Source organism: Corynebacterium sp. CCUG 65737, from assembly GCF_024454115.1.
In the GTDB taxonomy this organism is placed as follows: domain Bacteria; phylum Actinomycetota; class Actinomycetes; order Mycobacteriales; family Mycobacteriaceae; genus Corynebacterium; species Corynebacterium genitalium.
Genome location: NZ_JAGPZB010000001.1, coordinates 16,025 through 37,399 on the forward strand (window position 1 = coordinate 16,025; position 21,375 = coordinate 37,399).

18 protein-coding genes, 1 tRNA gene and 1 pseudogene are annotated in these 21,375 nt (G+C 62.9%); 9 read left to right on the plus strand and 11 right to left on the minus strand.

Annotation, left to right across the window (positions count from 1 at the left end):
- Positions 1-117: 117 nt before the first annotated feature.
- Positions 118-999, minus strand: coding sequence for a DMT family transporter (locus KBX17_RS00090; RefSeq protein ID WP_256017989.1), 882 nt, complete (start codon positions 997-999; stop codon positions 118-120).
- Positions 1,000-1,132: 133 nt separating this feature from the next.
- On the opposite strand from KBX17_RS00090, the gene KBX17_RS00095 reads away from it, so the two are divergent.
- From KBX17_RS00095 to KBX17_RS00105, 3 genes are all read left to right on the plus strand, one after another.
- Complete coding sequence (locus KBX17_RS00095) at positions 1,133-2,029, plus strand: acetamidase/formamidase family protein (RefSeq protein ID WP_256017991.1); 897 nt, start codon at positions 1,133-1,135, stop codon at positions 2,027-2,029.
- Between the two features lie 131 nt (positions 2,030-2,160).
- Positions 2,161-3,426, plus strand: a complete 1,266-nt coding sequence (locus KBX17_RS00100) for an aspartate kinase (RefSeq protein WP_256017993.1) — start codon at positions 2,161-2,163, stop codon at positions 3,424-3,426.
- 46 nt (positions 3,427-3,472) lie between these two features.
- Entirely contained in the window at positions 3,473-4,504 is a 1,032-nt protein-coding gene (locus KBX17_RS00105; RefSeq protein ID WP_256017994.1) for an aspartate-semialdehyde dehydrogenase, read from the plus strand.
- Here KBX17_RS00105 and KBX17_RS00110 read toward each other — a convergent pair.
- Entirely contained in the window at positions 4,501-5,058 is a 558-nt protein-coding gene (locus tag KBX17_RS00110) for an RNA polymerase sigma factor (protein ID WP_256017996.1), read from the minus strand. The two genes, KBX17_RS00105 and KBX17_RS00110, sit on opposite strands and share 4 nt — an antisense overlap.
- 197 nt (positions 5,059-5,255) lie before the next feature.
- Here KBX17_RS00110 and KBX17_RS00115 point away from each other — a divergent pair.
- Positions 5,256-5,378, plus strand: a pseudogene (locus KBX17_RS00115) (NYN domain-containing protein); the annotation flags it as partial.
- A 202-nt stretch (positions 5,379-5,580) separates the two neighbouring features.
- Positions 5,581-7,149, plus strand: a complete 1,569-nt coding sequence (locus KBX17_RS00120; RefSeq protein WP_256017998.1) for a catalase — start codon at positions 5,581-5,583, stop codon at positions 7,147-7,149.
- Positions 7,150-7,278: 129 nt separating this feature from the next.
- Here the strand turns inward: KBX17_RS00120 and KBX17_RS00125 are convergent, their stop codons facing one another.
- Genes KBX17_RS00125 through KBX17_RS00150 form a run of 6 tightly spaced genes read right to left on the minus strand, consistent with a single transcriptional unit; the run spans position 7,279 to position 13,222 of the window.
- Positions 7,279-7,716 carry a Na+/H+ antiporter subunit G gene (locus KBX17_RS00125; RefSeq protein ID WP_255995916.1) on the minus strand — a complete coding sequence of 146 codons (438 nt, stop codon included), beginning with the start codon at positions 7,714-7,716 and terminating at the stop codon, positions 7,279-7,281.
- Positions 7,716-7,982 carry a cation:proton antiporter gene (locus tag KBX17_RS00130; RefSeq protein WP_255995917.1) on the minus strand — a complete coding sequence of 89 codons (267 nt, stop codon included), beginning with the start codon at positions 7,980-7,982 and terminating at the stop codon, positions 7,716-7,718. The genes KBX17_RS00125 and KBX17_RS00130 overlap by 1 nt, the downstream gene beginning before the upstream one ends.
- The gene (locus tag KBX17_RS00135) at positions 7,982-8,383 is read right to left on the minus strand and encodes a monovalent cation/H+ antiporter subunit E (protein WP_256018000.1); all 402 of its coding nucleotides are present in this window, start codon (positions 8,381-8,383) and stop codon (positions 7,982-7,984) included. The genes KBX17_RS00130 and KBX17_RS00135 overlap by 1 nt, the downstream gene beginning before the upstream one ends.
- Positions 8,383-9,933: a monovalent cation/H+ antiporter subunit D family protein gene (locus KBX17_RS00140; protein ID WP_256018001.1), complete on the minus strand. Its 1,551-nt coding sequence runs from the start codon at positions 9,931-9,933 to the stop codon at positions 8,383-8,385. The genes KBX17_RS00135 and KBX17_RS00140 overlap by 1 nt, the downstream gene beginning before the upstream one ends.
- Positions 9,933-10,322 (minus strand): cation:proton antiporter subunit C, encoded by a 390-nt coding sequence (locus KBX17_RS00145; protein ID WP_005287241.1) that lies wholly within the window; start codon positions 10,320-10,322, stop codon positions 9,933-9,935. The genes KBX17_RS00140 and KBX17_RS00145 overlap by 1 nt, the downstream gene beginning before the upstream one ends.
- The gene (locus KBX17_RS00150; RefSeq protein WP_256018003.1) at positions 10,319-13,222 is read right to left on the minus strand and encodes a DUF4040 family protein; all 2,904 of its coding nucleotides are present in this window, start codon (positions 13,220-13,222) and stop codon (positions 10,319-10,321) included. Before KBX17_RS00150 ends, KBX17_RS00145 begins: the two co-directional genes overlap by 4 nt.
- Before the next feature lie 231 nt (positions 13,223-13,453).
- On the opposite strand from KBX17_RS00150, the gene KBX17_RS00155 reads away from it, so the two are divergent.
- Together KBX17_RS00155 and KBX17_RS00160 are read left to right on the plus strand one after the other, a co-directional pair.
- Positions 13,454-15,100: a hypothetical protein gene (locus KBX17_RS00155; protein ID WP_256018005.1), complete on the plus strand. Its 1,647-nt coding sequence runs from the start codon at positions 13,454-13,456 to the stop codon at positions 15,098-15,100.
- 213 nt (positions 15,101-15,313) lie between these two features.
- Positions 15,314-16,504: an IS1249 family transposase gene (locus KBX17_RS00160; protein WP_256018006.1), complete on the plus strand. Its 1,191-nt coding sequence runs from the start codon at positions 15,314-15,316 to the stop codon at positions 16,502-16,504.
- A 65-nt stretch (positions 16,505-16,569) separates the two neighbouring features.
- Here KBX17_RS00160 and KBX17_RS00165 read toward each other — a convergent pair.
- Together KBX17_RS00165 and KBX17_RS00170 are read right to left on the minus strand one after the other, a co-directional pair.
- Positions 16,570-16,646, minus strand: a tRNA-Pro gene (locus KBX17_RS00165).
- A gap of 327 nt (positions 16,647-16,973) precedes the next feature.
- Positions 16,974-17,876, minus strand: coding sequence for a metallophosphoesterase (locus KBX17_RS00170; protein ID WP_256018008.1), 903 nt, complete (start codon positions 17,874-17,876; stop codon positions 16,974-16,976).
- 24 nt (positions 17,877-17,900) lie between these two features.
- On the opposite strand from KBX17_RS00170, the gene KBX17_RS00175 reads away from it, so the two are divergent.
- Positions 17,901-18,350 (plus strand): GatB/YqeY domain-containing protein, encoded by a 450-nt coding sequence (locus tag KBX17_RS00175; RefSeq protein WP_255996242.1) that lies wholly within the window; start codon positions 17,901-17,903, stop codon positions 18,348-18,350.
- Positions 18,351-18,362: 12 nt separating this feature from the next.
- Here KBX17_RS00175 and KBX17_RS00180 read toward each other — a convergent pair whose 3' ends face one another.
- A complete protein-coding gene (locus KBX17_RS00180) occupies positions 18,363-20,768 on the minus strand; it encodes a transglycosylase domain-containing protein (RefSeq protein WP_256018010.1) in 2,406 nt (801 codons plus the stop codon).
- A gap of 208 nt (positions 20,769-20,976) precedes the next feature.
- On the opposite strand from KBX17_RS00180, the gene KBX17_RS00185 reads away from it, so the two are divergent.
- A complete protein-coding gene (locus KBX17_RS00185; RefSeq protein ID WP_255998990.1) occupies positions 20,977-21,336 on the plus strand; it encodes a WhiB family transcriptional regulator in 360 nt (119 codons plus the stop codon).
- Positions 21,337-21,375: the final 39 nt, after the last annotated feature.

Below are 21,375 nucleotides of genomic sequence, written 5' to 3' on the forward strand. Positions count from 1 at the left end.
TGAATGTGGCCTAGAACCCGCCGCGGCGTAGAAGTAGGGCAGTTCCCTGACGTGGGAGCGCCTGCACACGCGCGGTTGCCAATGACATGGCTCACACCCTACCACGCGTCTGCGGGCTCACACCGATTTCCGGGAGAGCATGAACGTTGCTGCGAACATCACCAGAACCGCCAGCGCCATCAACGCCCACCCAAGCGGCGTGGATACGTCGAAGGTCTCTCCGAGCAGCGTTAACCCCAACGCGTATGCGAGCAGCGGCTCGAAGATCTTCATTGCAGGCAGCGACTGCGCCAGGTTGCCGGCGCTGAACGCGTACTGCTGCACAATCGTGCCCAGCACTGCGGCCGCCAGCAGAGCGTAGAGCGGCCACGCCGTCAGCAGGCCTTCCACGCCGCCGGCAACGAAGGTGTCCACTGCCTTCTTTGAAAACACCGCGAGATAGCCGAAGATGGCGCCGCACACCGCCCCCAACGCAAATGTGCTTATCGACGCGTCGTGGCCCACGGCCACGGCAAACACCACCGCCATGATCACTGCGCCGATCCCCACCGCGACGAGCCATTCCGCTGGTGGAGCCTCGCGGGTGCCGGGCACAGGACGGCCGAGAATGACCAGCACACCGACGGCCGCCGTCAGCGTCGTTGCCCAGAACGTCTCGTCGATTTCCATTGGGCGGCGTTCTACGTGGGCGGCCAGCAGCAACGTCATTAATAAGGAGAGAACTAGCACCGGCTGCACAACCAGGAGGGAACCGTAGGCAAGCGCCACCGCTTGGAAGCCGTAGGCCAGCCACGCCAACATGAGCGACAACCACCACGTAGGACGCTTCACCGTGCCGAGCGTGGAAACTTTCGATGCACCCGCGCCTGTACTCGCGGACTCCACTTGGCGGCGGTGGCGGAGAACTATCTGGTGCCTCCACACTGTTCCTGCCGCGATGGTCAGCGCCGACAGCAGCGCGAAAGTCACGGCGAGGAAGTTGTTGTGCACCCGGATCATGGTAATAGGTAGGGGGCCTAAACCCCTGTAACAACCGCTGTAACCATGCGTCTCATCAGGTTTCAATCTGCAACGCGGGGAGTTCACTAAGCTATGGACAACCACTCAATTGCTGTGAAAAAGAGGTTGATCCGTGCATTCCATTCGGCCCCACCACTGTGTTCTGTCGATGTCGCGCAAGCACAGACCGCAGCTGGAAATCAGCAGCGGAGACGAGGTCGCGGTGCAGACGATGGACTGCTTCTCTAACACCGTCACCGACGAGTCCCAACTGTTTGACTCCATTGGTGAGGAATTGGTGAACCCGGCAACGGGCCCCATTGCGGTCAGGGGCGCCCGCCCCGGTGACACGTTGAAGGTGGAGATCCTGAGCATCGAGGTGGGAGGCCAGGCCACCATCATGACCCACCCTGAGGTCGGGGCGTTGCCCGGCACCATCGAGGAACGCACACGCCTTCTGCCTGTGCGCAACGGTCAGGTCTACTTCTCCGAGCGGGTCGCAATCCCCGTTCGGCCGATGATCGGTGTCATCGGGACCGCGCCGGCGAAGCGTGCCGTGCCCACGAGTGAATCGCGTGAGCACGGCGGAAACATGGACACCAAAGAGATCGTGGCTGGTTCGACCCTCTACCTGCCCGTCGAGGTCGAGGGTGGGAACCTCAGTCTTGGCGACGTGCACGCAGTCATGGGTGACGGTGAAGTCGCTGTGTGCGGTGCAGAAATCGACGCGGAAGTGAAGATCCGCGTCATGGTCATCCCCGGCCGGCCGCTGCCGCTGCCGTTCCTTGCTTCGGGCGATTCTGTGTACGCCATTTCTTCGGAGATTGATCTCTACGACGCTGTCAGTGAGTCGACCCGGATGATGCGGGACTGGTTCGCGGCAGCCAGCGGTCTGGATAGAACGGACTCGCTGATGCTGTTTTCGCTCGTCGGTGACACCCAAATCAGTCAGATCGTCGGTGAGTGGAATACGGCGCGATTCCGTTTACCGGTTTATATTCTCCACCAATACGGCGTGCGGCTTCCTTAAGCACTGATTAAGCGCTAGTAAGAACAACTATGCGATCACAAAGCGCGAACGCGCCACGACGTACGTAAAGTGGGCACCGCATGTGCAGGCCGTGGCCGGTCTGCACAGAAAACAAGTAAGGAGAACGCACCGTGGCACTCATCGTCCAGAAGTATGGCGGCTCGTCGCTGGAGACCGCGGAGAGAATCCGTGCGGTGGCGAAGCGTGTCGTCGAAACGCGTAAAGCGGGCAACGATGTCGTTGTGGTCTGCTCCGCAATGGGGGACACCACCGATGAGCTGCTTGACCTTGCGGCGCAAGTGAACCCGACTCCGCCGCCGCGCGAGATGGACATGTTGCTGTCGGCGGGGGAGAGGATCTCTAACTCGCTCGTCGCTATGGCAGTCGCCTCACACGGCGTGGACGTGCGGTCCTTTACCGGTTCCCAGGCGGGTGTGATCACTACCGAGCGCCACGGCAACGCCCGCATCCTCGAGGTCACCCCCGGCCGCGTCAAGGAGGCTATCGACGCCGGCAAGGTTGCCATCGTCGCCGGCTTCCAAGGCGTCAACCGCGACTCCAAGGACGTGACCACGCTCGGGCGCGGCGGGTCCGACACGACTGCGGTCGCGCTGGCTGCAGCCCTCGGTGCCGGCGTGTGCGAAATCTACTCGGATGTCGACGGTGTCTACAGCGCTGATCCGCGCATCGTCCCCGACGCGAAGAAACTGGACGAGCTCTGCTTCGAGGAAATGCTCGAACTGGCAGCCTCTGGTTCGAAGATTCTCGTTCTGCGCAGCGTGGAGTATGCCCGCGCATTCAACGTTCCTATGCGAGTACGCTCGTCTTACAGCAACGATCCCGGTACCCTCGTGACCGGAGCGATGGAGGATATCCCCATGGAAGAAGCAGTCTTGGCAGGCGTCGCCACCGACGACTCTGAAGCAAAGATCACCGTCTCGGGCATCCCGGATGTCCCCGGTGAGGCAGCCAAGTTGTTCCGCGTGCTCGCGGATGCCGAGATCAACATCGACATGGTGCTGCAGAACACCTCGTCGCTGCGCGACAACATCACTGACATCACCTTCACCCTGCCGAAGGCCGACGGCCCCCGCGGCCTCGAGGCGCTGCGCGAACTGGCGAAGAAGGAGGGGTGGGGTGACATCGCCTACAACGACAAGATCGCCAAGGTGACCCTTGTCGGCGCAGGCATGAAGTCCCACCCGGGTGTGACCGCAGACTTCACGCAGGCTCTGCGCGACAACGGCATCAACATCGGCATGATGAACACGTCCGAGATCCGCATCACCGCTGTCATCGAGCAGGAGAAGATGGAAGACGCTGCCCGCGCCATCCACGAGAAGTTCAACCTCGGCGGCGGCGAAGCGGCCGTCGTCTACGCAGGTACCGGGCGCTAACACGCGCAACGCTCGCCAACTGCCCAATAATCAAAGGAGAACAGAAATGACCACCGTCGCCGTCGTCGGCGCAACCGGCCAAGTCGGCCGTGTCATGCGCGACATTCTGGAGCAGCGCAACTTCCCCGCAGACACTGTGCGCTTTTTCGCATCCCCGCGCTCTGCGGGCAAGAAGATCGAGTTCCGCGGCGAGGAGATTGAGGTCGAGGATCTCACCCAGGTCACCGCTGACTCTGTCGCGGATGTCGACATTGCGTTGTTCTCCGCGGGCGGTTCCACGTCGCGTGAGTGGGCGCCCGTGTTCGCTGAAGCTGGCGCCAAGGTTGTGGACAATTCCTCGGCGTGGCGCAAGGACGATGAGGTCCCGCTGGTCGTGTCCGAGGTCAACCCGGACGACCTCAAGGACCTGCCGAAAGGCATCATCGCCAACCCGAACTGCACGACCATGGCAATCATGCCTGTCATCAAAGCGCTGCACAACGCTGCCGGGTTGAACACCATGCGCGTTGCGTCGTACCAGGCGGTGTCTGGGTCGGGGCTTGCGGGCGTCGACACGCTTGCGGCGCAAGTCGCGGGCATCGGCGAGCGCAACACCGAGCTCACACACGACGGCTCCGCGCTGCAGGCCGATGACCTGGGGCCCTACGTCGCACCGATCGCGTTCAACGCGCTGCCGCTGGCGGGCAACTTAGTCGATGACGGCACTCTGGAGACTGACGAGGAACAAAAGCTGCGCAACGAATCGCGCAAGATTCTCGGCCTGCCGGAGCTAAAGGTGTCCGGCACTTGCGTGCGCGTTCCGGTGTTCACGGGCCACACGATGGTTGTGCACGCGGAATTCGACGGGGCTATCACCCCTGAGGACGCGAAGCGCGTGCTTGACGACGCCCCTGGTGTCACCGTCGTCGACGTGCCCACCCCGCTGATGGCCGCCGGGCAGGACGACTCCTTTGTCGGCCGCATCCGCCAAGACCAAACTGTCGACGGCAACCGCGGCCTGATCTTCGTCGTCTCCGGCGACAACCTGCGCAAAGGCGCAGCGCTGAACACGATCCAGATCGCCGAGCTGCTGGTCTAACTTCCTTGGCCGCCGGCCTCGATGCCGGTGACGAGGTCGCGCCGCGCACGCGCCACACGCGACCGGATCGTGCCGATGCGTACCCCGGTGATCTTCGCGGCCTCTTCGTAGGTGTACCCCAGCACTTGTGTGAGGATGAGGGCTTCGCGGCGCTCGGGAGAAAGCGCGTCGAGAAGCGAGCGGGCATCCATGACCTCTGACCAGGTGTTGGGGTTGTCGCGGCTCGGCTGCTGGGCGGCCACATCCTCGTACTCCGCCGCGGCCTTGCGGGGGCGGGCCATGTCGTGGCGCACCGAGTCGACCCACGCGCGGCGGGCAAGCGAGAGCAACCACGTGCGCGCGCTGGAGCGCGCCGCGAATCGGGGGAGCGAGCCCAACACTCGCAGATAGGTTTCCTGGGTCAGGTCGTCGGCCTGTTCACGGCCGGCGAGGTGGGCCAGTAGCCGCCAGACGTCGTCATGCGTGAGGCGGATGAATTCGGACAACGCTTGCTTGTCGCCGCGGCCGGCTTTGAGCGCCAGATCCGTGACGTACGCGTCGTCCTTTTTATTCACGCTTGCCGACGTTACCAGCCGAGTCGGTGTTGATTATTGGGCCTGTTCTGATATCGTTTACGTACCAGCCCAGCCGTTGACCCTCCGCCAATAAGGAGCGCGCCGATGACTGGGCTCATTCAGGTAGGCCGACAGCCGATTATCCGCGCCGACCGATAACTACTGCCATTCTGGTCGACGGCGGCTTTTACCGAACTGACTTGGGTGAGAAGGATTTCAAGCTCGACATCACTCAGAAGGGTGTCGATATGAGGATCGGCTTGGACATAGCTTCACTGGCGGAGCGATCCCTAGTGAACCAGATCGTAATGACCTCCGGAGCCTACGCACCAGGAAGATCCGCTTTTCGAAGCGGCCGCAATCACCGATAGCGAGTTTGATGGGGATCTCTAGACCCTGCCCCTCATCCGCAGGTCAAACAAACGATTGAGTTAGGGCGAGCTTCCTTGAAGGCCTGTCAGAGCGTACGTAAGCTCGCGGGTATCCCCACCGGATAAACCTGACTTCGAGGAGGGCCATTTCATGGCTGACAACACCCCTGACAACATCCTGAACAAGGGCGAGCGTGACGCCGGCAACGGCAAGACCACTCGTCTTGGCGGCCAGCCGGTCGCATCCGAGAACATTTCTGTCACCGCCGGTCCGCAGGGCCCGAACCCGCTGACGGACATCCACTTGGTGGAGAAGCTCGCGCACTTCAACCGCGAAAACGTTCCGGAGCGCATCCCGCACGCAAAGGGCCACGGTGCATTCGGTGAGCTGCACGTCACCGAGGATGTCTCCCAGTACACCAAGGCGAAGCTGTTCCAGCCGGGCACTGTTACCCCGATGGCAATCCGCTTCTCCACGGTTGCCGGTGAGGCTGGCTCCCCCGACACCTGGCGTGACGTGCACGGTTTCGCGTTGCGTTTCTACACCGAGGACGGCAACTACGACATCGTCGGTAACAACACCCCGACGTTCTTCCTGCGTGACGCTGTGAAGTTCCCAGACTTCATCCACTCCCAGAAGCGCGACCCGCGCACCGGCCTGCGCTCCGACGAGATGCAGTGGGACTTCTGGACCCGTACCCCGGAGTCCGCTCACCAGGTGACCTACCTGCTCGGTGACCGCGGCACCCCGAAGACCTCCCGCCACCAGGACGGCTTTGGCTCCCACACGTTCCAGTGGGTCAACGAGACTGGTGACGCCGTGTGGATCAAGTACCACTTCAAGACCCGTCAGGGCTGGGAGACCTTCACCGACGAAGAGGCAGGCAAGATGGCTGGCGACAACGCTGACCACCACCGCGAAGACCTCTTCAAGGCGATCGAGCGCGGTGACTACCCGATCTGGGACGTCAAGGTGCAGATCATGCCGTTCGAGGACGCAGAGAACTACCGCTGGAACCCGTTCGACTTGACCAAGACCTGGTCCCAGAAGGACTACCCGCTGGTGGACGTGGGCTACTTCATCCTCAACCGCAACCCGAAGAACTTCCACGCACAGATCGAGCAGATCGCACTCGACCCGTCCAACATCGTCCCCGGTGTCGGCCTGTCCCCGGACCGCATGCTCCAGGGCCGAGTGTTCGCTTACGCTGACCAGCACCGCTACCGCATTGGACCGAACTACAAGGACCTGCCGGTGAACCAGCCGATCGTGCCGGTGAACACCTACGCCGAGCGTGGCCCGATGCAGTACTTCTTCAACAACGAGGGCGAGCCGAACTACTCCCCGAACAACACGGAGAAGGGTGCAGGCTACCTGGACAACGGTGAGGACTCCTCCTCCAACCACACCTCTTACGGCCAGGCTCAGGACCTCTACGTCAACCCGGACCCGCACGGCACCGACCTGGTCCGCGCTGCTTACGTCAAGCACGCCGATGACGATGACTTCATGCAGGCCGGCATTCTCTACCGCGAGGTGTTTGATGATGCTGCCAAGGAGCGCTTCATCCACAACGTGACCAACAAGATGCTGCCGATCGAGAACAAGGACGTCGAAGAGCGCACCTTCGCCTACTGGGGCAAGGTCGACGCTGATCTCGAGCCGAAGCTGCGCGAGGTGCTCGCTCAGAAGCGCGCCGATGCGGCTAAGGACTTCTAGGAGGGCGTTTCCTTCAACGGCTAGCAGCTGCCGGCGCTCAAGCGTGAACCCCGCCGCGAGCTCACGGAATGTGGTGAGTGCGGCGGGGTTTCGCTATGGCGTGGATAGGCGAGGCGAACGCGCGCGGTGTTACCAGCGTTCAGGGGGAGCTTGCGGCTCCGGCTCTGGTTCCGGGGCCTGCTCTGTGGGTGTCTCGCGCAGCTCGCTGTCTGCGTGGTCACGGCTGGGTTCACGCCGCCCGCCGGGGCCGATCGCGTCGGTGACGGTCACACCGTAGATGGAGCGGCCGATGATGAAGGAACCAACAGAGGCGACAATCCACACGCCGAGAATGGCGATGATGGCGCGAAGAAAGTTGTTCAGGTCGAAGCCTTCTGTCGACCATTCGTGGATGAGCATCGCGATGATCAGTGCCGGGAAGGCGACACCGACCAGCGGGCCCATGAGGTTGGCGCGGGTTAGCGCATTCGGGGCGCGCAGCTGCAGGACGACAGTGGCGACGGTCATGAACACCGCCACGAAGACGAACAGCAAGACAATGATCTGCCAGATGGTCAGTGCGGTCATTAGCGGCGCCCCCTCGAGATCACGCGGGCCATGGACAAGGTCGGGATGGCACCGCAGACAAGGGCGGCCAGGATGGCTACTTCGTAGGCGATGAACGTGTCGTTGAACAGCGACCACACGAAGAAGATGCAGACCATGGCGTAGAAGATGTAGTCGGCCATGACGGCGCGGGAGAGCTCGTCACGCTCCCGGAGGATGGCCACAAGGCCGACCAGCAAGCTGACGGCCATGATGGCTATGCAGACGGTCAGGATTGTCTCGAACATTAGGTGAGATCTCCTTTGGGTACGTAGGGCTCCCAGGCCACATCCGCGACGTCGAGGGGTGTGGACTTCACGGCGGGGGAGACATGCTCTTCCATGTCGATCAGGCCCTCGATCACGTCGTTGGCATCGTCGCCGAAGGCGGACTGGACCAGCAGGGTCCGGGGCTTGCCCGGTGCGACTGGTTCACGGAATCCCATGGCCAAAGTCGACGGTGTGGCGGTAATCGAGGTGGAGAACCAGAACAGTTCCCAGTCGGTGGTGAGCCGCAGTGGGTAGTGAATGACTATCGGCTTGAGACCAGCGTCCGGTTTGAACACCGTGAAGGCGGTGTTGAAACCGGAGACGATGATCTCTTTGACAATCCAGAAGAAGTAGCCGATGCCGTGGATGATCTTGTTCATTAGCGCTGGCCTCCTTGCAGGGAATCAGTATCGGGTACGCCGAGCGGGTCCTCGCCGAGGACGGCGGAGGTGTAGGACGGGACGTCGAGAAGCGCGTCGGCGGAACCCGTCGCTGCGTCCCACAGCGGGCCGGCACCGAAGAACATCGCCAGCGAGATCACCATCAGCACGGCGGACGGCGCAAGCAGCGCCCAACGCACCCGGAGTGTGTCGGGGTAGTGCTGCATGGGCTGGCCCCAGAAGACCTCGCGCCAGACGCGGAACATTGCGAGCATCGCTGCAAACGAGGCGATGATGATTGCGCCGATGGCCACCCAGGACCGAGCATCTCCGGCAGCCGCGGCGGCGAAGATGAGCGTGAGCTTGCCCCACAGGCCGGAGAACGGCGGGAAACCGATCACCGAGAATGCGCCCGCTGCGAATATCGCGGCGGTCCAGGAGTCGCGGCGCATGAGCCCCGAGAGTTTGGACAGGGTGCCGGTGCCGTAGGTCTCCTCGATCGCACCGGAGTTCAGTGTCAGCGCACCAATGGTGATCATGTGGTGCAGCGTGTACATCAGGCCGGCGGCCAGCGCGTACCGGGCGGCGTCCGGGCCGATGCCCGGGCCGCCGGTAAATGCAAGCATGATGAGGATGAACGGCATGCCGTTGACCATCTGGTAGCCCAGCACCTGGCGGATGGTGGCTTCGCCCAGACCGGCGAAGGCGCCGACGAGCATGGATACGACCATGACGGCGATGATCAGCCAGTTCCAGCGCGGGTCCATGTCGAAGATAACCACCCAGATGCGGAACAGCATGTACACCGCGACCTTGGTGTGCAGTCCGGAGAACAGGCCCATCACTGCAGCGCTTGTCGACGTATATGTTCGCGGCAGCCACGTGTGTAGCGGGAACACCGCCGCCTTGGCGCTGATCGCGATGACAATCAGCCCCATCGCGACAGTGACCGGGCCGTTGCCGGCCGCCGCGCCCTGCAAAGCACCGATGTTCACCGCGCCGGTGACGGCGTAGACGTAGCCGACGCCCATCACCAGCAGGGTGGATGCTGCCAGGTTCACCAGCACGAACAGGCGAGCCGAGGAGAGGCGGAAACGCGTACCCGTCATCGCGATCAGGCCGTAGGACGGCAGCAACATGACCTCGATCATGACGAAGAAGTTGAACAGATCCGCTGTGAGCAGGGCGCCAGAGACACCGGTGATCAGCACCAGCGCCAACGGGACGTAGTACCGCGGCTTGGTGTCGCCGGAAACGATGGCGAACCAGTTGGAGATCACGGCCACCGTCATGGTTGTGATCAGCATGATCGCCGAGAACTGGTCGGCGGCGAACGAGATGCCCGCCCCGCCTTGGTAGAGGCCGATGACGTGGCCGATAGCGCCGTGCTCGGCCGTGTAACCGAACAGCCACAGTCCGCCGATCAGGTTGATGGTGGGGATGATGATGCCCAGGGCGTCGTTCAGCGGCTTGAACGGCGACAGCGCCGCGATGGCCGCGACGATCAGCGGCAGCGCGACAAAGACCGGCAGGATTGCGTTGATCTCCATTACTTGCGCACCCCCCTGTAAGCGGTGCGGCCGGTGGTGGTGAGCGCACCGGGGCCGATCTTTTCTGCCTGTTCAGCGTCGAGAATGTTGTCCAGGGTGTCGTCGTCGCGGCCGAGTGCTGCGAGCATGAGCAGGATCGTCGTGGTGGCCATCGCGATGACGATGGCGGTCAGCACGAACGCCTGCGGCAACGGGTCCGACATGTCTTCGAGACCGGTGGAGGAAGGAAACGCCTCCCCTCGCCATGCGCCGTTGCCGGCGGCGAGAATGGTCAGGTTCGACGCGTGGCCGAACAGCGACATGCCGAAGACGATGCGCACCATGCCGCGTTGCAGCACCAGGTAGACCGCCCCGGCCATGAGGATTGCGATTGTCAGTGCGTAAATCATGCTCGTGCCCTTTCCTCGCGTGCCTCACGCTCGCTTGTCGACGGATACAGCGGCGCCGGATACGACTCTGTCGGGTGCTCCGGTTCCTCCGGCTCGGGGATGTCCGGCAGCGGGTTGTGCTCGTCGCGGCGGTAGTCCAGATTCTCCCTGTCGGTGCCTGGGCGCAGGTACCCGCCAAGGTCATTGATCGCCATGGTGAGCATGCCGAGGACGGCCAGGTAGATACCGGCGTCGAAGATGAGGGAGGTGGTCATGTGCTCCCCGGCGATCTCACCGTGGATGGCGTACATGAAGCCGCCCTCGATGAAGCCGAGGAAGCCGGAGCTAATAGCGACGATGATGCCGATGCCGGTGAGATAGACCGGGGTCATCGGCTTGACCACGTTCTCATCACGGCCCTTGGACATGTAGCTGAGCACGAACGCGGTGGCCAGCACCAGCGCGGCGATGAAGCCGCCGCCTGGGGCGGTGTGGCCGCGGAAGAAGATGAGCACGCTGAGGATCACCAAGATCGGCATGGTGAGCGTGACCACCTTGCGCAGCGGCATCGTGTTGAGCTGCGACTGGCCAAACGGTGCGGGGCGGGTTCCGGCCTCGAACCGGTAGCGCGGTACCGAGTTGGTCACCGCCGCGATGACCACGGCGGCCATGCCCAGCACGGAGAGCTCGCCCAAGGTATCGAAGCCACGGAACTCAACGATGATCACGGCAACGATGTTGTCGGCACTGGTCACCTCAACGCCTTCGGTGAGGTACCAGTTGGCCAACTCGGAACGGTCGCGGCGACCCGTCAGGGCGTAGACAGCGGCGAAAGTGATAATGCCGGTGAGAACTGCCAGTGCCCCGGCCCATGCCTTGCGGCGCGCCGGGACCGGCGGGAACAACCGCGGCTGGTAGCGCAGCACCATCATGATGACCACGACGGTGAGTGATTCCACCGTGAACTGGGTCAGAGCCACATCGGGTGCGCCGAGCAGCATCATCTGCAAGCTCATGCCCACGCCGGCGGTGCCCAGGAAGACCGCGGCCGTCATGCGCTTCTTCGTCAGGACCAGGCCGAGGACGGAGATACCGATGATGGCCAACGGGAGGATGTCCCAGTAGTTGTCCAGGCCTTCGGTGCGCGGTGCGAGCGGCACGCCGTCGATACCGTCGGTAAGCAGCAGCGTGACCACACCCAACCCCAGCGTGGTGACAATGAGCCACACGAGGTGCTTCGACGGGTTGAACGTGCCGGCCATCTTGCCGAAGAACATGCCCAGGTCGCGGGAGCGGTCCACGATGCCAGCCAAGACGTCGTTACCGGTGAACGGCAGCAGCTGCTTGTTCTCCAGGGCCTTCCACACTGGCTTGCGGAAGAAGATGAAGGCCACACCTGCGATGAGAACCAGCATGGACACGATGAACGGCGCGGTGATGCCGTGCCACAGTGCCAGGTGGGAGTGGTAGTCCGCATCCGGGATGATGGCGTTGACGCCGGCGGTGATGGGGCCGTCGATAAGCGAAAGCACGAACACCGCGGGCACAGACATCAGTCCCGGGAAGGCGGCTGGCAGCCAGAAGCTGACCGGTGCTTCGTGCACCTCGCTCATGTCGCGCTCGCCGTCAACAAAGGCGCCGAAGACGATCTTCGCGGAGTAGACGAAGGTGAGGAAGGCGGCGAGACCAGCGAGGATGAGCAGCACGGTGCCGTACGGGCTCTCGTGGAAGGCCTCCAGAATGGACTCTTTGGACACAAAGCCGAACAGTGGCGGGACGGCGGCCATGGACGCGGCGGCAACGATGACGGAACCGAAGGTCCACGGCATCTTGTCGTACAGCTTGCCCAGGCGGCGCATGTCGCGCGTGCCCGTTTCATGGTCGATGACGCCGATGAGCATGAACAGGGAGGACTTGAACAGCGCGTGCGCGAGGGTGTGCGTCAGCGCGGCAGCAAGCGCCAGCGGGGTGCCGATACCGATCGCCGCGACAATCCAGCCCAGGTGGGACACCGTCGAGTACGCCGTGAGGTGCTTCAGGTCCGTCTTCGTGATGGCGAAGATCGCCGACATGAGTGCCGTGCCCAGGCCAGTGACGGTGAGCAGGATGTTCCACGTCGGGTTGTCGTGGAAGATCGTGGAGAACCGCACCAGCAGGTAGATACCGGCCTTGACCACGGCAGCGGCGTGCAGGAACGCCGACACGGGTGTCGCGGCCGCCATGGCCTCCGGGAGCCAGAAGTGGAACGGGAACTGCGCGGCCTTGGTGAAGCCGGAGCACGCGATGAGCACTGCGACAATGGTGGTCAGGCGCGGGTTGTCGGCCCACACGTCGGAGGCGAGGATCTCGTGCAGGCGCGTTGTGCCCGTCGACGTCGCAGCCAGGGCCAGGCCCGCCAGCAGCGTCAACCCGCCGAAGAACGTCAGGGCGAGGGTGCGGAACGAGCCGGCCTCACCCGACGATCCAGAGCGGGCGATAAGCAGGAACGACGCAATGGAGACGAGCTCCCACCCGATGAAGAGGAGCACGACATCGTCTGCAAGCACGAGCAGCAACACGGACAGCGTGAATGCCGTCATGATGGTGTAGAAGCTGGTGTTGCCGTCCTTCTCTGGCAGGTACGCGGCCGAGTAGATCAGCACGATACCGCCGATGATAAGGGCAAGCAGGGCGAAGAAGGCGCTCAGGCCGTCGGCGCGCAAGGCGAAGGACACCGCAGTGCCCTCCCCGAGAAGGTCATTAGCCCAGACAAGGTTGTAGGTCACAGGGGTGCCGGCGCGCAACGCGTTGGCTATCACGGCCGCCGCAGCGAACATGGCGGGTCCGGCGACCCACCCGACGCGGCGATCCATCACGCGCACGAGCACGGGGGAGGCCACCACTGTCGCGGCGACAATCCCGAGGGCGATTAGCAAAGCCATAGGCTGTATTTCCGTTTTGTTGGAGCGGCAGGGGGTCATGCAGTGTCGTGGCGCTGGCGGGAATTCACGCTAAGAAACCCTCAGCCAGGACAAAACAGTTCATAGGGTAACAGGGATGGGCGGGATCAACATGTCGAGTGAATTCGAGGGGGTGGGGTACGAAATGGCGGGAAGCCCCATTTCCCGCGTGTCACGCGCACCCCAGTAGTCACAACCGTTACATTTCTCTCTATGAAATGGAACGTTGTCCTGGCTTTTGCTGTGCTGTTGGTCGCCGCATTCACCCCAATGAATCCGGCATCCACGTGGGCCACGGGGGACGACACGTCTGGTGCCCCGGCTGCCTACGCCGGGCCCGATCAGCTTGTCGATGCCCGCCGCGCCGCCGGTGACGCCTCCGCCGAAGCCGGTTTCCTCACTCAGGGCACCAAGCAGCTCAAGGAGGGCACCGACCAGCTCAAGGACGGCTCCGGGGAGCTCGCTGAAGCTGTGCGCAGCGCGAGCGACGGCGCGGACAAGCTATCCAAAGGCATGGTGGAAATCCAGGCGGGCACCGGCCAGCTTGCCGACGGCGCTACCCGCGTCGCTGACTCCGTCGGCGGTGCGGTGGACCAAGTGGTCGGATTCGAAGCCGTGCGCGGCCAGATCCTCGGAGCCCTGGATGACACCATCAAGGCCACCGAGAACAACCGCGACCCCCAAGTCACCGACCTGCGTAACCAGCTGACAGACCTGCGCGGCCAAGTCGAGACAGCCGAGCTGCCTGACGACATGAACACGCAGCTCACCGAGCTTCGCGACGGCTCCCGCGAGCTGGCCAACCAGCTCTCCACCCCCGGCTACGCCTACCACGACGGAATTTACTCCGCGACGAACGGCGCTTCCGAGCTGTCCAAAGGCCTGTCTGAAATGAATGGCAAGGTCAAGGAGGCAACCGACGGCGTGAACCAGCTTGCCGACGGCGGCAAGAAGGTCGACGAGATGGCCAACACCAACAAAGACAACATCGGAGCCATCCAACGCGCCCTGCCCGCGCCTGTGCCCGTCGCCGGAGCGTCGGGAACGACGACCGGCACCGCAGCTGGTGCAGACGGGCAAGCGGCACCTGCACCGGCGTCCGCCCTGGCGCCGTTGGCCGCAATGCTTGTGTCCGCTCTGGCGATTCTCGGCGGCGTGGTCACCGCGCTGGCCGCGTACGCCGGATCGCGCGCCCGCGCACGCTGGCTCATCCTCGGCCTGGGCACCGCCTTCAGTGCGTCGGCCGGGCTCATTCTCGTGGCCATCCTGGGCACGAACTTGTCCGCAGCCGCGCTGGCGATCGCCGGTTCCGCCCTGGTCCTTGGCACCCTGGCTTCGGCAGGGCTGACCTGGATTCTCCGCTCTGCGTTCGGCACCATTGGCGGCGGTGGTGCCGCCGGCGTATTGGCTCTGCTGCAGGTGGGTGTGGTCGGCTGGGTCTGGTCGTCCGCCGCGACCGGAGAGGTCTCGTTGCTGTGGAGGGCCGCCTCCCAGGCGCTGCCCATGCACTGGTCCACGGCAGCCATCTCCGCTGCCGGTAACGACGGATCCACTACCGCCATGTGGACGGGCATCGGCCTCGCAGCGTTCATGGGTCTGATCGGTCTCATTGCCATGGCGCACGACATCCGCAATGACATCGGCCAGGGCGATGCGTACGACGATTACAACGACGAGGCCGATGTCTACGACGAGGCTGTCGAGACCGATCAAGCCGACGTTTATGACGACGATGACTACCAGGTCTCCGACGACGTTGAGACCGTCGATGACTATGACGACTACGACGCTCAGACTGAGGAATTTGCCGATGGGCTGAGCGGCAGCACGGTGTACGAGAGAAGCAGCCGCGTGCGGTGAGTAAGTAATGATAAATGGAGAAAACCCCCTGTTTACAGGGGGTTTTGTTGTGGGTTAAGTGACAAAAAGTGTGTCTGATTCTCAGCGTATCTGCTGATCGGCCTATGTAAATCGGGCTTGAATAGGGTTCTGACCCTTATTCGGGCCCGTTTTTCGTTCAATCAGCCGGAATGTCACCTCCATGTGCTAGCGGGGTGTTGGTGTGCTTTCCCGGTGACACCAAACAGACCACGATGCCCCTTATGCAATGGGGAAACGAAGAAAAACGGCACCACTTCCAAAGGCTCCATCAGGTGGCGGTGCAAAGACCCTGCCTGCGGATCCTCCTTCACACGCCGTCGCACTGACCAGACCCACGCCCGGGATTTCACAGCTTTCCACGCCTATGTCACCGGCACAGCCTCACTCACCGATGTGGCCACCACCTTGAACATTTCCCGCCGCACGCTCGACCGCCGGTTTGAACCGTTTTGGCTTATCGACATCCCCAACACCCCAGATCCGCACCGGGTCTACGACCAAATCTTCATCGACGGCACCTACACCGATGCCGGCTGCCTGCTCGTCGCAGCAAGCTTCGACCATGTCATCGCCTGGCACTGGGCCAAACGCGAATCAGCCCACGCCTACACCCAACTACTGCGAGGCATCGCCGAACCGTTGTGCGTTGTCCTCGACGGCGGGCAAGGCGCCTACTCGGCGATCAAAGCCTGCTGGCCAGGAGCGATGATCCAGCGTTGTCTCGTCCACGCCCAACGCGTCATCCGCCGCTACACCACCTCCCGGCCCCGCACTGATGCCGGTAAAGCCATCTACGCCCTAGCGTTGAAACTGACCCGCATCACCACCGTGGATCAAGCCCGGGAATGGACACTGCGCCTGCACGACTACGGAGTGGTCTACAAGGGCTTCCTGAACGAGAAAACACCCGTGCCCAAAGAACGCCGCACCCTTAACCATCAATGGGAATTCACCCACATCCGAGTGCGTAAGGCGTATAACTCGCTTCTGCACTTATCGCGCAACAACTGGCTGTTCGCTTACCTCCAGCCCCCACCAGGCGCACTGGATCCGGCCCGGTGGGCCGCGACCACCAACAGTCTTGAGGGTGGGGTCAACGCCCAACTCAAACGCATCGCCGACGCCCACCGCGGCAGATCAGGAGAACGCCAACGCAGAATGCTCGAGTGGTACCTACATGCGAAAACGCAACTGCCTGACGACCCGTTAAAGATCGCCAGGCAGTGCGCTTATGGACAAGACCAACTCGCCAAAGTTCCCGATCTTGTCCCTGAAGACCGAAACACAGCCGACCACCAAACAGGCCGACCAGCCTTCTACGACAACGCTATCCCAACCGAATACTCACACTCGATAGGAACCAGGAAAGGACCCCTCAAATAACAAAAAGCGCGCCCGACCGACGACACGCCAGCGAGACACACTTTTTGTCTATTAACCCTTTGTTGTGGTCGGGATAACAGGATTTGAACCTGCGACCTCTTCGTCCCGAACGAAGCGCGCTACCAAGCTGCGCCATATCCCGGTTGTACGTCCTAGAAGCCTCTAGTCGGGTGCACATCCGTTACCGTCAGTGCTCCTTGGTACTCGGAACACTCTAGTCCAACACCATGGGTGCACCAAAACCGCTGTTCATGGCAGATAGGCCATAGTTTTCCAGGCTAGCGGTGAGGGGGTGCAGTGGCATGGGAGCTGTGCGGGCGGAGGCTTGCGGAAAAGTTGACAAACTCGATATCGATTTACCCCTTCGCAGTTCTCTGACCAGCCGGAATAGAAAACGTCCAGTTTGGGGATGTCAACTTTTCCGCAACGCGCCGGACGCGGCGATAGCCCCAGCCCCGGACCCCGCTAGCTACGCCTCGTCCGCTTCGTCCCGCGCTGTGAGCTTGAGCAGCGCCGCAGATGGCCGGCAGAAGATCCGCACTGGCGCGTACTTGGAGGTGCCCAGTCCGTTGGAGACTTCGAGCCACATGTCGCGGCTGCCGTAGCGGTGCAGGCCTGAGGCGCGTTCGCGGTCGATGTCGGCGTTGGTGACAAGGGCGCGTTCGCCGGGCAGGCAAATTTGCCCGCCGTGGGTGTGGCCGGCGAGGACGAGCTGGTAGCCGTCGGCATCGAACTGATCGAGGACCCTCCGGTAGGGCGCGTGGGTGACGCCAAGCGAGAGGTCGGCATCGGGGTTGGGGGCGCCTTCGATGAGGGAGTAGTCGTCGAGGTCGTGGTGGGGGTCGTCGGTACCTGCAATGGCCAGGCGCACATCCCCAACCTTGAATTCGAGGCGTTTGTGGGTGGCGTCCTGCCAGCCGCGCTCGATGAATGCGGCGCGCATGCCCTTCCACGGCAGGTCCACGTAGCTGGGCTCGCGCTTGGCGTCCAGAAGGTATGTGACTGGGTTGACGGGTCGCGGTGCCCAGTAGTCGTTCGTGCCGAAGACGAACACGCCGGGGCGGTTGAGCAGCGGCTCGAGAGCGGCCAGCACGTCAGGCACGGCATGCTCGTCCGAGAGGTTGTCGCCGGTGTTGATCACCAGGTCGGGGTCGAGTGCGTCGAGGGCAGAGACCCACGCGATCTTCGTCTTCTGCCCGGGGATCATGTGCAGGTCGGAGACATGGAGAATGCGCAAGTCGTCCACGCCCGGGGGAAGGATGGGCAGCTCGTAGGTTTTCAGGCGGAACTTGGTCAACTCGCTGTAGCCGAAGGCGAGCGTCGATAAGCCAAGGGCTGTCACCGCGCCGAGCGCTTGTGCGATCTTCTTCATTGGAACAAGGCTACCCTGGCAGCCATGAGTGAATTGAAAGATCAGATCCGCGCCGACCTCAAGGAAGCCATGAAGGCGAAGGAGAAGGAGCGCACGGGTGCGATCCGCATGCTGCTCGCCGCGATCCAGACCGAGGAGACGGAGGGTGCCAAGCACGAGCTTGACGACGCTGCTGTGCTCAAGGTCGTCGCCCGCGAAATCAAGAAGCGCCGCGAGTCGGCGGAGATCTACCAGCAGAATGACCGACAGGACCTCGCCGACGCTGAGCTCGCCGAGGTCGCTGTGCTCGAGGCATACCAGCCCAAGCAGCTCGATGACGACGAGCTCGCAGCGCTTATCGACGAAGCAGTCGCCGACACCGGCGCCACCTCCATGAAAGAGATGGGGCAGGTTATGAAGGCCGCCACCGAGAAGGCTGCTGGCCGCGCCGACGGCAAGCGGCTGTCTGCGGCAGTCAAGGCGCGACTGTCGTAGCCGAAGCGGGCGCTATAGGTCGCCGAACAGGTCCGCAAGATCGTCGGCGAAACGGCCGATTTCGTCTTCGAGGTCGTCGCGGTAGCGGGAGGCTTCGTCGTCATCGTCGCGGCCGCGGTCATCGCGGGTGTCCCTGCGGTTGGGCGGGTTGTTCCGCGCAGGGGAGCCGTCCGAGACGACGAGAGTGACCACAGCGCCTTCGCCTGCGTTTTCTGGAGTGCGGGCCTCGACGACTTCGCCTTCGGGTTTGCCGGTGGCGGTGCCCTTCGTCTCCCGGACCTTGAACCCAGCTGCCTCTAGCTGGGAGCGGGCCTCGGCGGCTTGGAGGCCGACGACGCTGTCGAACAGGTCGTTGCGCGAAGCAGGGTCATACAGCGGGCTCGGGGTGGGGAGCCCAGCTCCTTGCACGCCCGGAATCTGCGTGGCCATCTGGAACCACGAACGGGCCGCCTCCTTACCGCCGAAGAGATCGCCGTAGTTGCACTGGCGGACCGGACCTGAGCACAGCGGGGTGGTCTGGGTGCCGTCGTTGTAGATGTAGGTGGCGGCAGCAAAAGCGTTGTTGAAGCCGAGGAATGCCGAGGACTGGTGCGATTCCGTCGTTCCCGTCTTGGCAGCGACGGGGCCGCTCCAACCGTATGCCGCAGCCGCGTCTTTCGCGGTGCCGCTAACAGTGTCCTGGGCCATGCCGTTGGCCAGGCCGGAGGCGAGCTCGGGGGAGACAGCCTCCTCGCAGTCGGGGCGCTCGATGAACACTTCCTGGCCGAGCCGGTCCTCCACCTTGGCCACCGGGTTAGGCTCACACCACTTACCGCCGGACGCCAGCGTTGCCCCAACGTTGGACAGCTCCAACGGGTTCACGGCGGTGGGGCCAAGGGTGAAGGCGCCGAGGTTGTTCTGGCGGAAGTAATCCCCGATGGAATGGTCCTCGTCGAAGCTGCCCGGATCCTCGTAGGAACGCAGCCCCAAGCGCACGGCCATGTCGACGGTCGCTTCCACGCCGACTTCCTCGAGAAGCTCGATGAACGTGGTGTTGGGGGATTTTGCAAGGGCGTCGCGAAGCGTCAGCTCGCTGGGATAGGATCCTGCGTTTTCCACGCAGTACGCGCCAGCCGGACACCCGGTAGCACCGCCGGTTCCCATGCCGTATTTCACGGAACGCTTTGGCACCGGCAGCTTGGCGTCGAGGTTGTATCCCTGCTCCAAGGCTGCTGCGGCGGTGAAGATCTTGAACACAGACCCAGCACCATTGCCCACCATGCTGGACGTCTGCGGTAGGACGGTCTGACTTTCGTCGCCATCCAGGCCATAGGTGCGTGAAGAGGTCATGGCCAGGATGTTGCGGGAGTTTTCGCCGGGCTCGATGACATTGATCACCTCGGCGACGCCATGCTGGCCCGGGCTAACTGCACTTGCGGCGGCGTTGTGCGCAATCTCTTGAACTCCCGGGTCCAGCGTGGTCGTAATGGTGTAGCCGCCGCGCTCGAGCTCCTCCATGGGCAGGCCCTTGCCAGCGAGGTACTCCAGTGCGTAATCACACAGGAAACCCGCAGAACCAGCAGAGATGCAGCCTTCAGGCAGCAAGGCAGGTTCTTCGAGGACTCCGAGGGGTTCGCCCTTGAAGCGGTCTGCCTCATCTTGCGCGAGGTAGCCGGAGGTGACCATTGCCTGCAGCACCGTGTTGCGGCGCTCCGTGGCCCCTTCGGGGTTGGTGTACGGGTTGAGCATTTCGGCGGACTGCAGCATGCCGACGAGCAGCGCTGACTGCGGGACATTGAGCTCGGCGGCGGGGATGCCGAAGTAGGTGCGCGCGGCGGCCTCAATGCCGTACGCGTGGTTGCCGAAGGGGACGATGTTCATATATCGCGCCAAGATCTCTTCCTTGGGCAGCTGCTTGTCCAGGTCGGACGCCATGCGCATCTCGCGCAACTTGCGTGGAATCGACTGTTCGACGGCGGCTGTTTGCTCTTCGGGATTCTCAGCGTCGACAAGCAAAAGATAGTTCTTCACGTACTGCTGGTTGATTGTGGAGGCACCTTCCTCCACGCCGCCTGCCAGCACGTTCGTGACCATCGCGCGGGCAAAACCCTGCATGTCCACGCCTTCGTGCTCGTAGAAGCGGCGGTCCTCGATGGCGACCAACGCGTCTTTGGCGGCCTGGCTGATCTGCTCCGCCTTCAACTCATAACGGCGCTGGTTGTAGATCCAGGCTATGGGCTCACCGTTCTTATCGGTGATCGTGGTCACGCCGGGGGCGGACCCGTCGGTTAAGTCGGCGAGATTGGACTGCATCGTCTCATCGACGCGAGCGACAGCAGCCCCGCTGATCCCCACGACGGGGGCAAGACACAGCACCACTGCGAGACCCGCGGCAACGACGCCGAGGAGCAGTTTTCCCAGGGAACCTAGTGAAGACACCTTTCATACACTACGGCCTAGACCCCCACAGGGGAATCGGTGCCTACCCCCGCTCGTGTGATCTATTCGACAATAATCCCAGGGGGTGAATACACTTACATTCAGAAAGCGCAATGAACTCGATTGGCTTTCCTAAAGCAGGCAAATACGAATTTGCCAGGGTTATTTCTATGTCCCAAGAAATTGGGGCTATGGGAAGGAGATTTTCGTGACCGCAACGATTCGCAATCGCTCGCTTGATAAGCCGGTACTACCCGCTTCCGCACGAACTTCTCCGCCCAAGGTCGATTCTTTTGAGCGCGGCGAGTGGGTCACCCTCGCTGTCTGCCGCGCCGGCGACCCGGATGCCCTCTTCGTTCGCGGTGCTGAACAGCGTAAAGCCGCCGCGATCTGTCGCCGTTGCCCGGTCCAGATGGAATGCCGCGCAGATGCCCTGGACAACAAGGTCGAGTTCGGCGTGTGGGGTGGCCTGACCGAGCGTCAACGCCGGGCCGTGCTGCGTAAGAACCCGCACGTGACTGACTGGGCCGCGCACCTCGCAGCGGGCGAGGAGATCGTCGGGCTGTAACTCCTGACGTCGCTACAGCGATGCCGCATCGTCGCTGCA

Coding starts and splice junctions, on each gene's coding strand:
- KBX17_RS00090 (WP_256017989.1), bottom strand. CDS start 999: ATGATCCGGGTGCACAACAACTTCCTCGCCGTGACTTTCGCGCTGCTG.
- KBX17_RS00105 (WP_256017994.1), top strand. CDS start 3,473: ATGACCACCGTCGCCGTCGTCGGCGCAACCGGCCAAGTCGGCCGTGTC.
- KBX17_RS00120 (WP_256017998.1), top strand. CDS start 5,581: ATGGCTGACAACACCCCTGACAACATCCTGAACAAGGGCGAGCGTGAC.
- KBX17_RS00125 (WP_255995916.1), bottom strand. CDS start 7,716: ATGACCGCACTGACCATCTGGCAGATCATTGTCTTGCTGTTCGTCTTC.
- KBX17_RS00130 (WP_255995917.1), bottom strand. CDS start 7,982: ATGTTCGAGACAATCCTGACCGTCTGCATAGCCATCATGGCCGTCAGC.
- KBX17_RS00135 (WP_256018000.1), bottom strand. CDS start 8,383: ATGAACAAGATCATCCACGGCATCGGCTACTTCTTCTGGATTGTCAAA.
- KBX17_RS00140 (WP_256018001.1), bottom strand. CDS start 9,933: ATGGAGATCAACGCAATCCTGCCGGTCTTTGTCGCGCTGCCGCTGATC.
- KBX17_RS00145 (WP_005287241.1), bottom strand. CDS start 10,322: ATGATTTACGCACTGACAATCGCAATCCTCATGGCCGGGGCGGTCTAC.
- KBX17_RS00150 (WP_256018003.1), bottom strand. CDS start 13,222: ATGGCTTTGCTAATCGCCCTCGGGATTGTCGCCGCGACAGTGGTGGCC.
- KBX17_RS00155 (WP_256018005.1), top strand. CDS start 13,454: ATGAAATGGAACGTTGTCCTGGCTTTTGCTGTGCTGTTGGTCGCCGCA.
- KBX17_RS00170 (WP_256018008.1), bottom strand. CDS start 17,876: ATGAAGAAGATCGCACAAGCGCTCGGCGCGGTGACAGCCCTTGGCTTA.
- KBX17_RS00175 (WP_255996242.1), top strand. CDS start 17,901: ATGAGTGAATTGAAAGATCAGATCCGCGCCGACCTCAAGGAAGCCATG.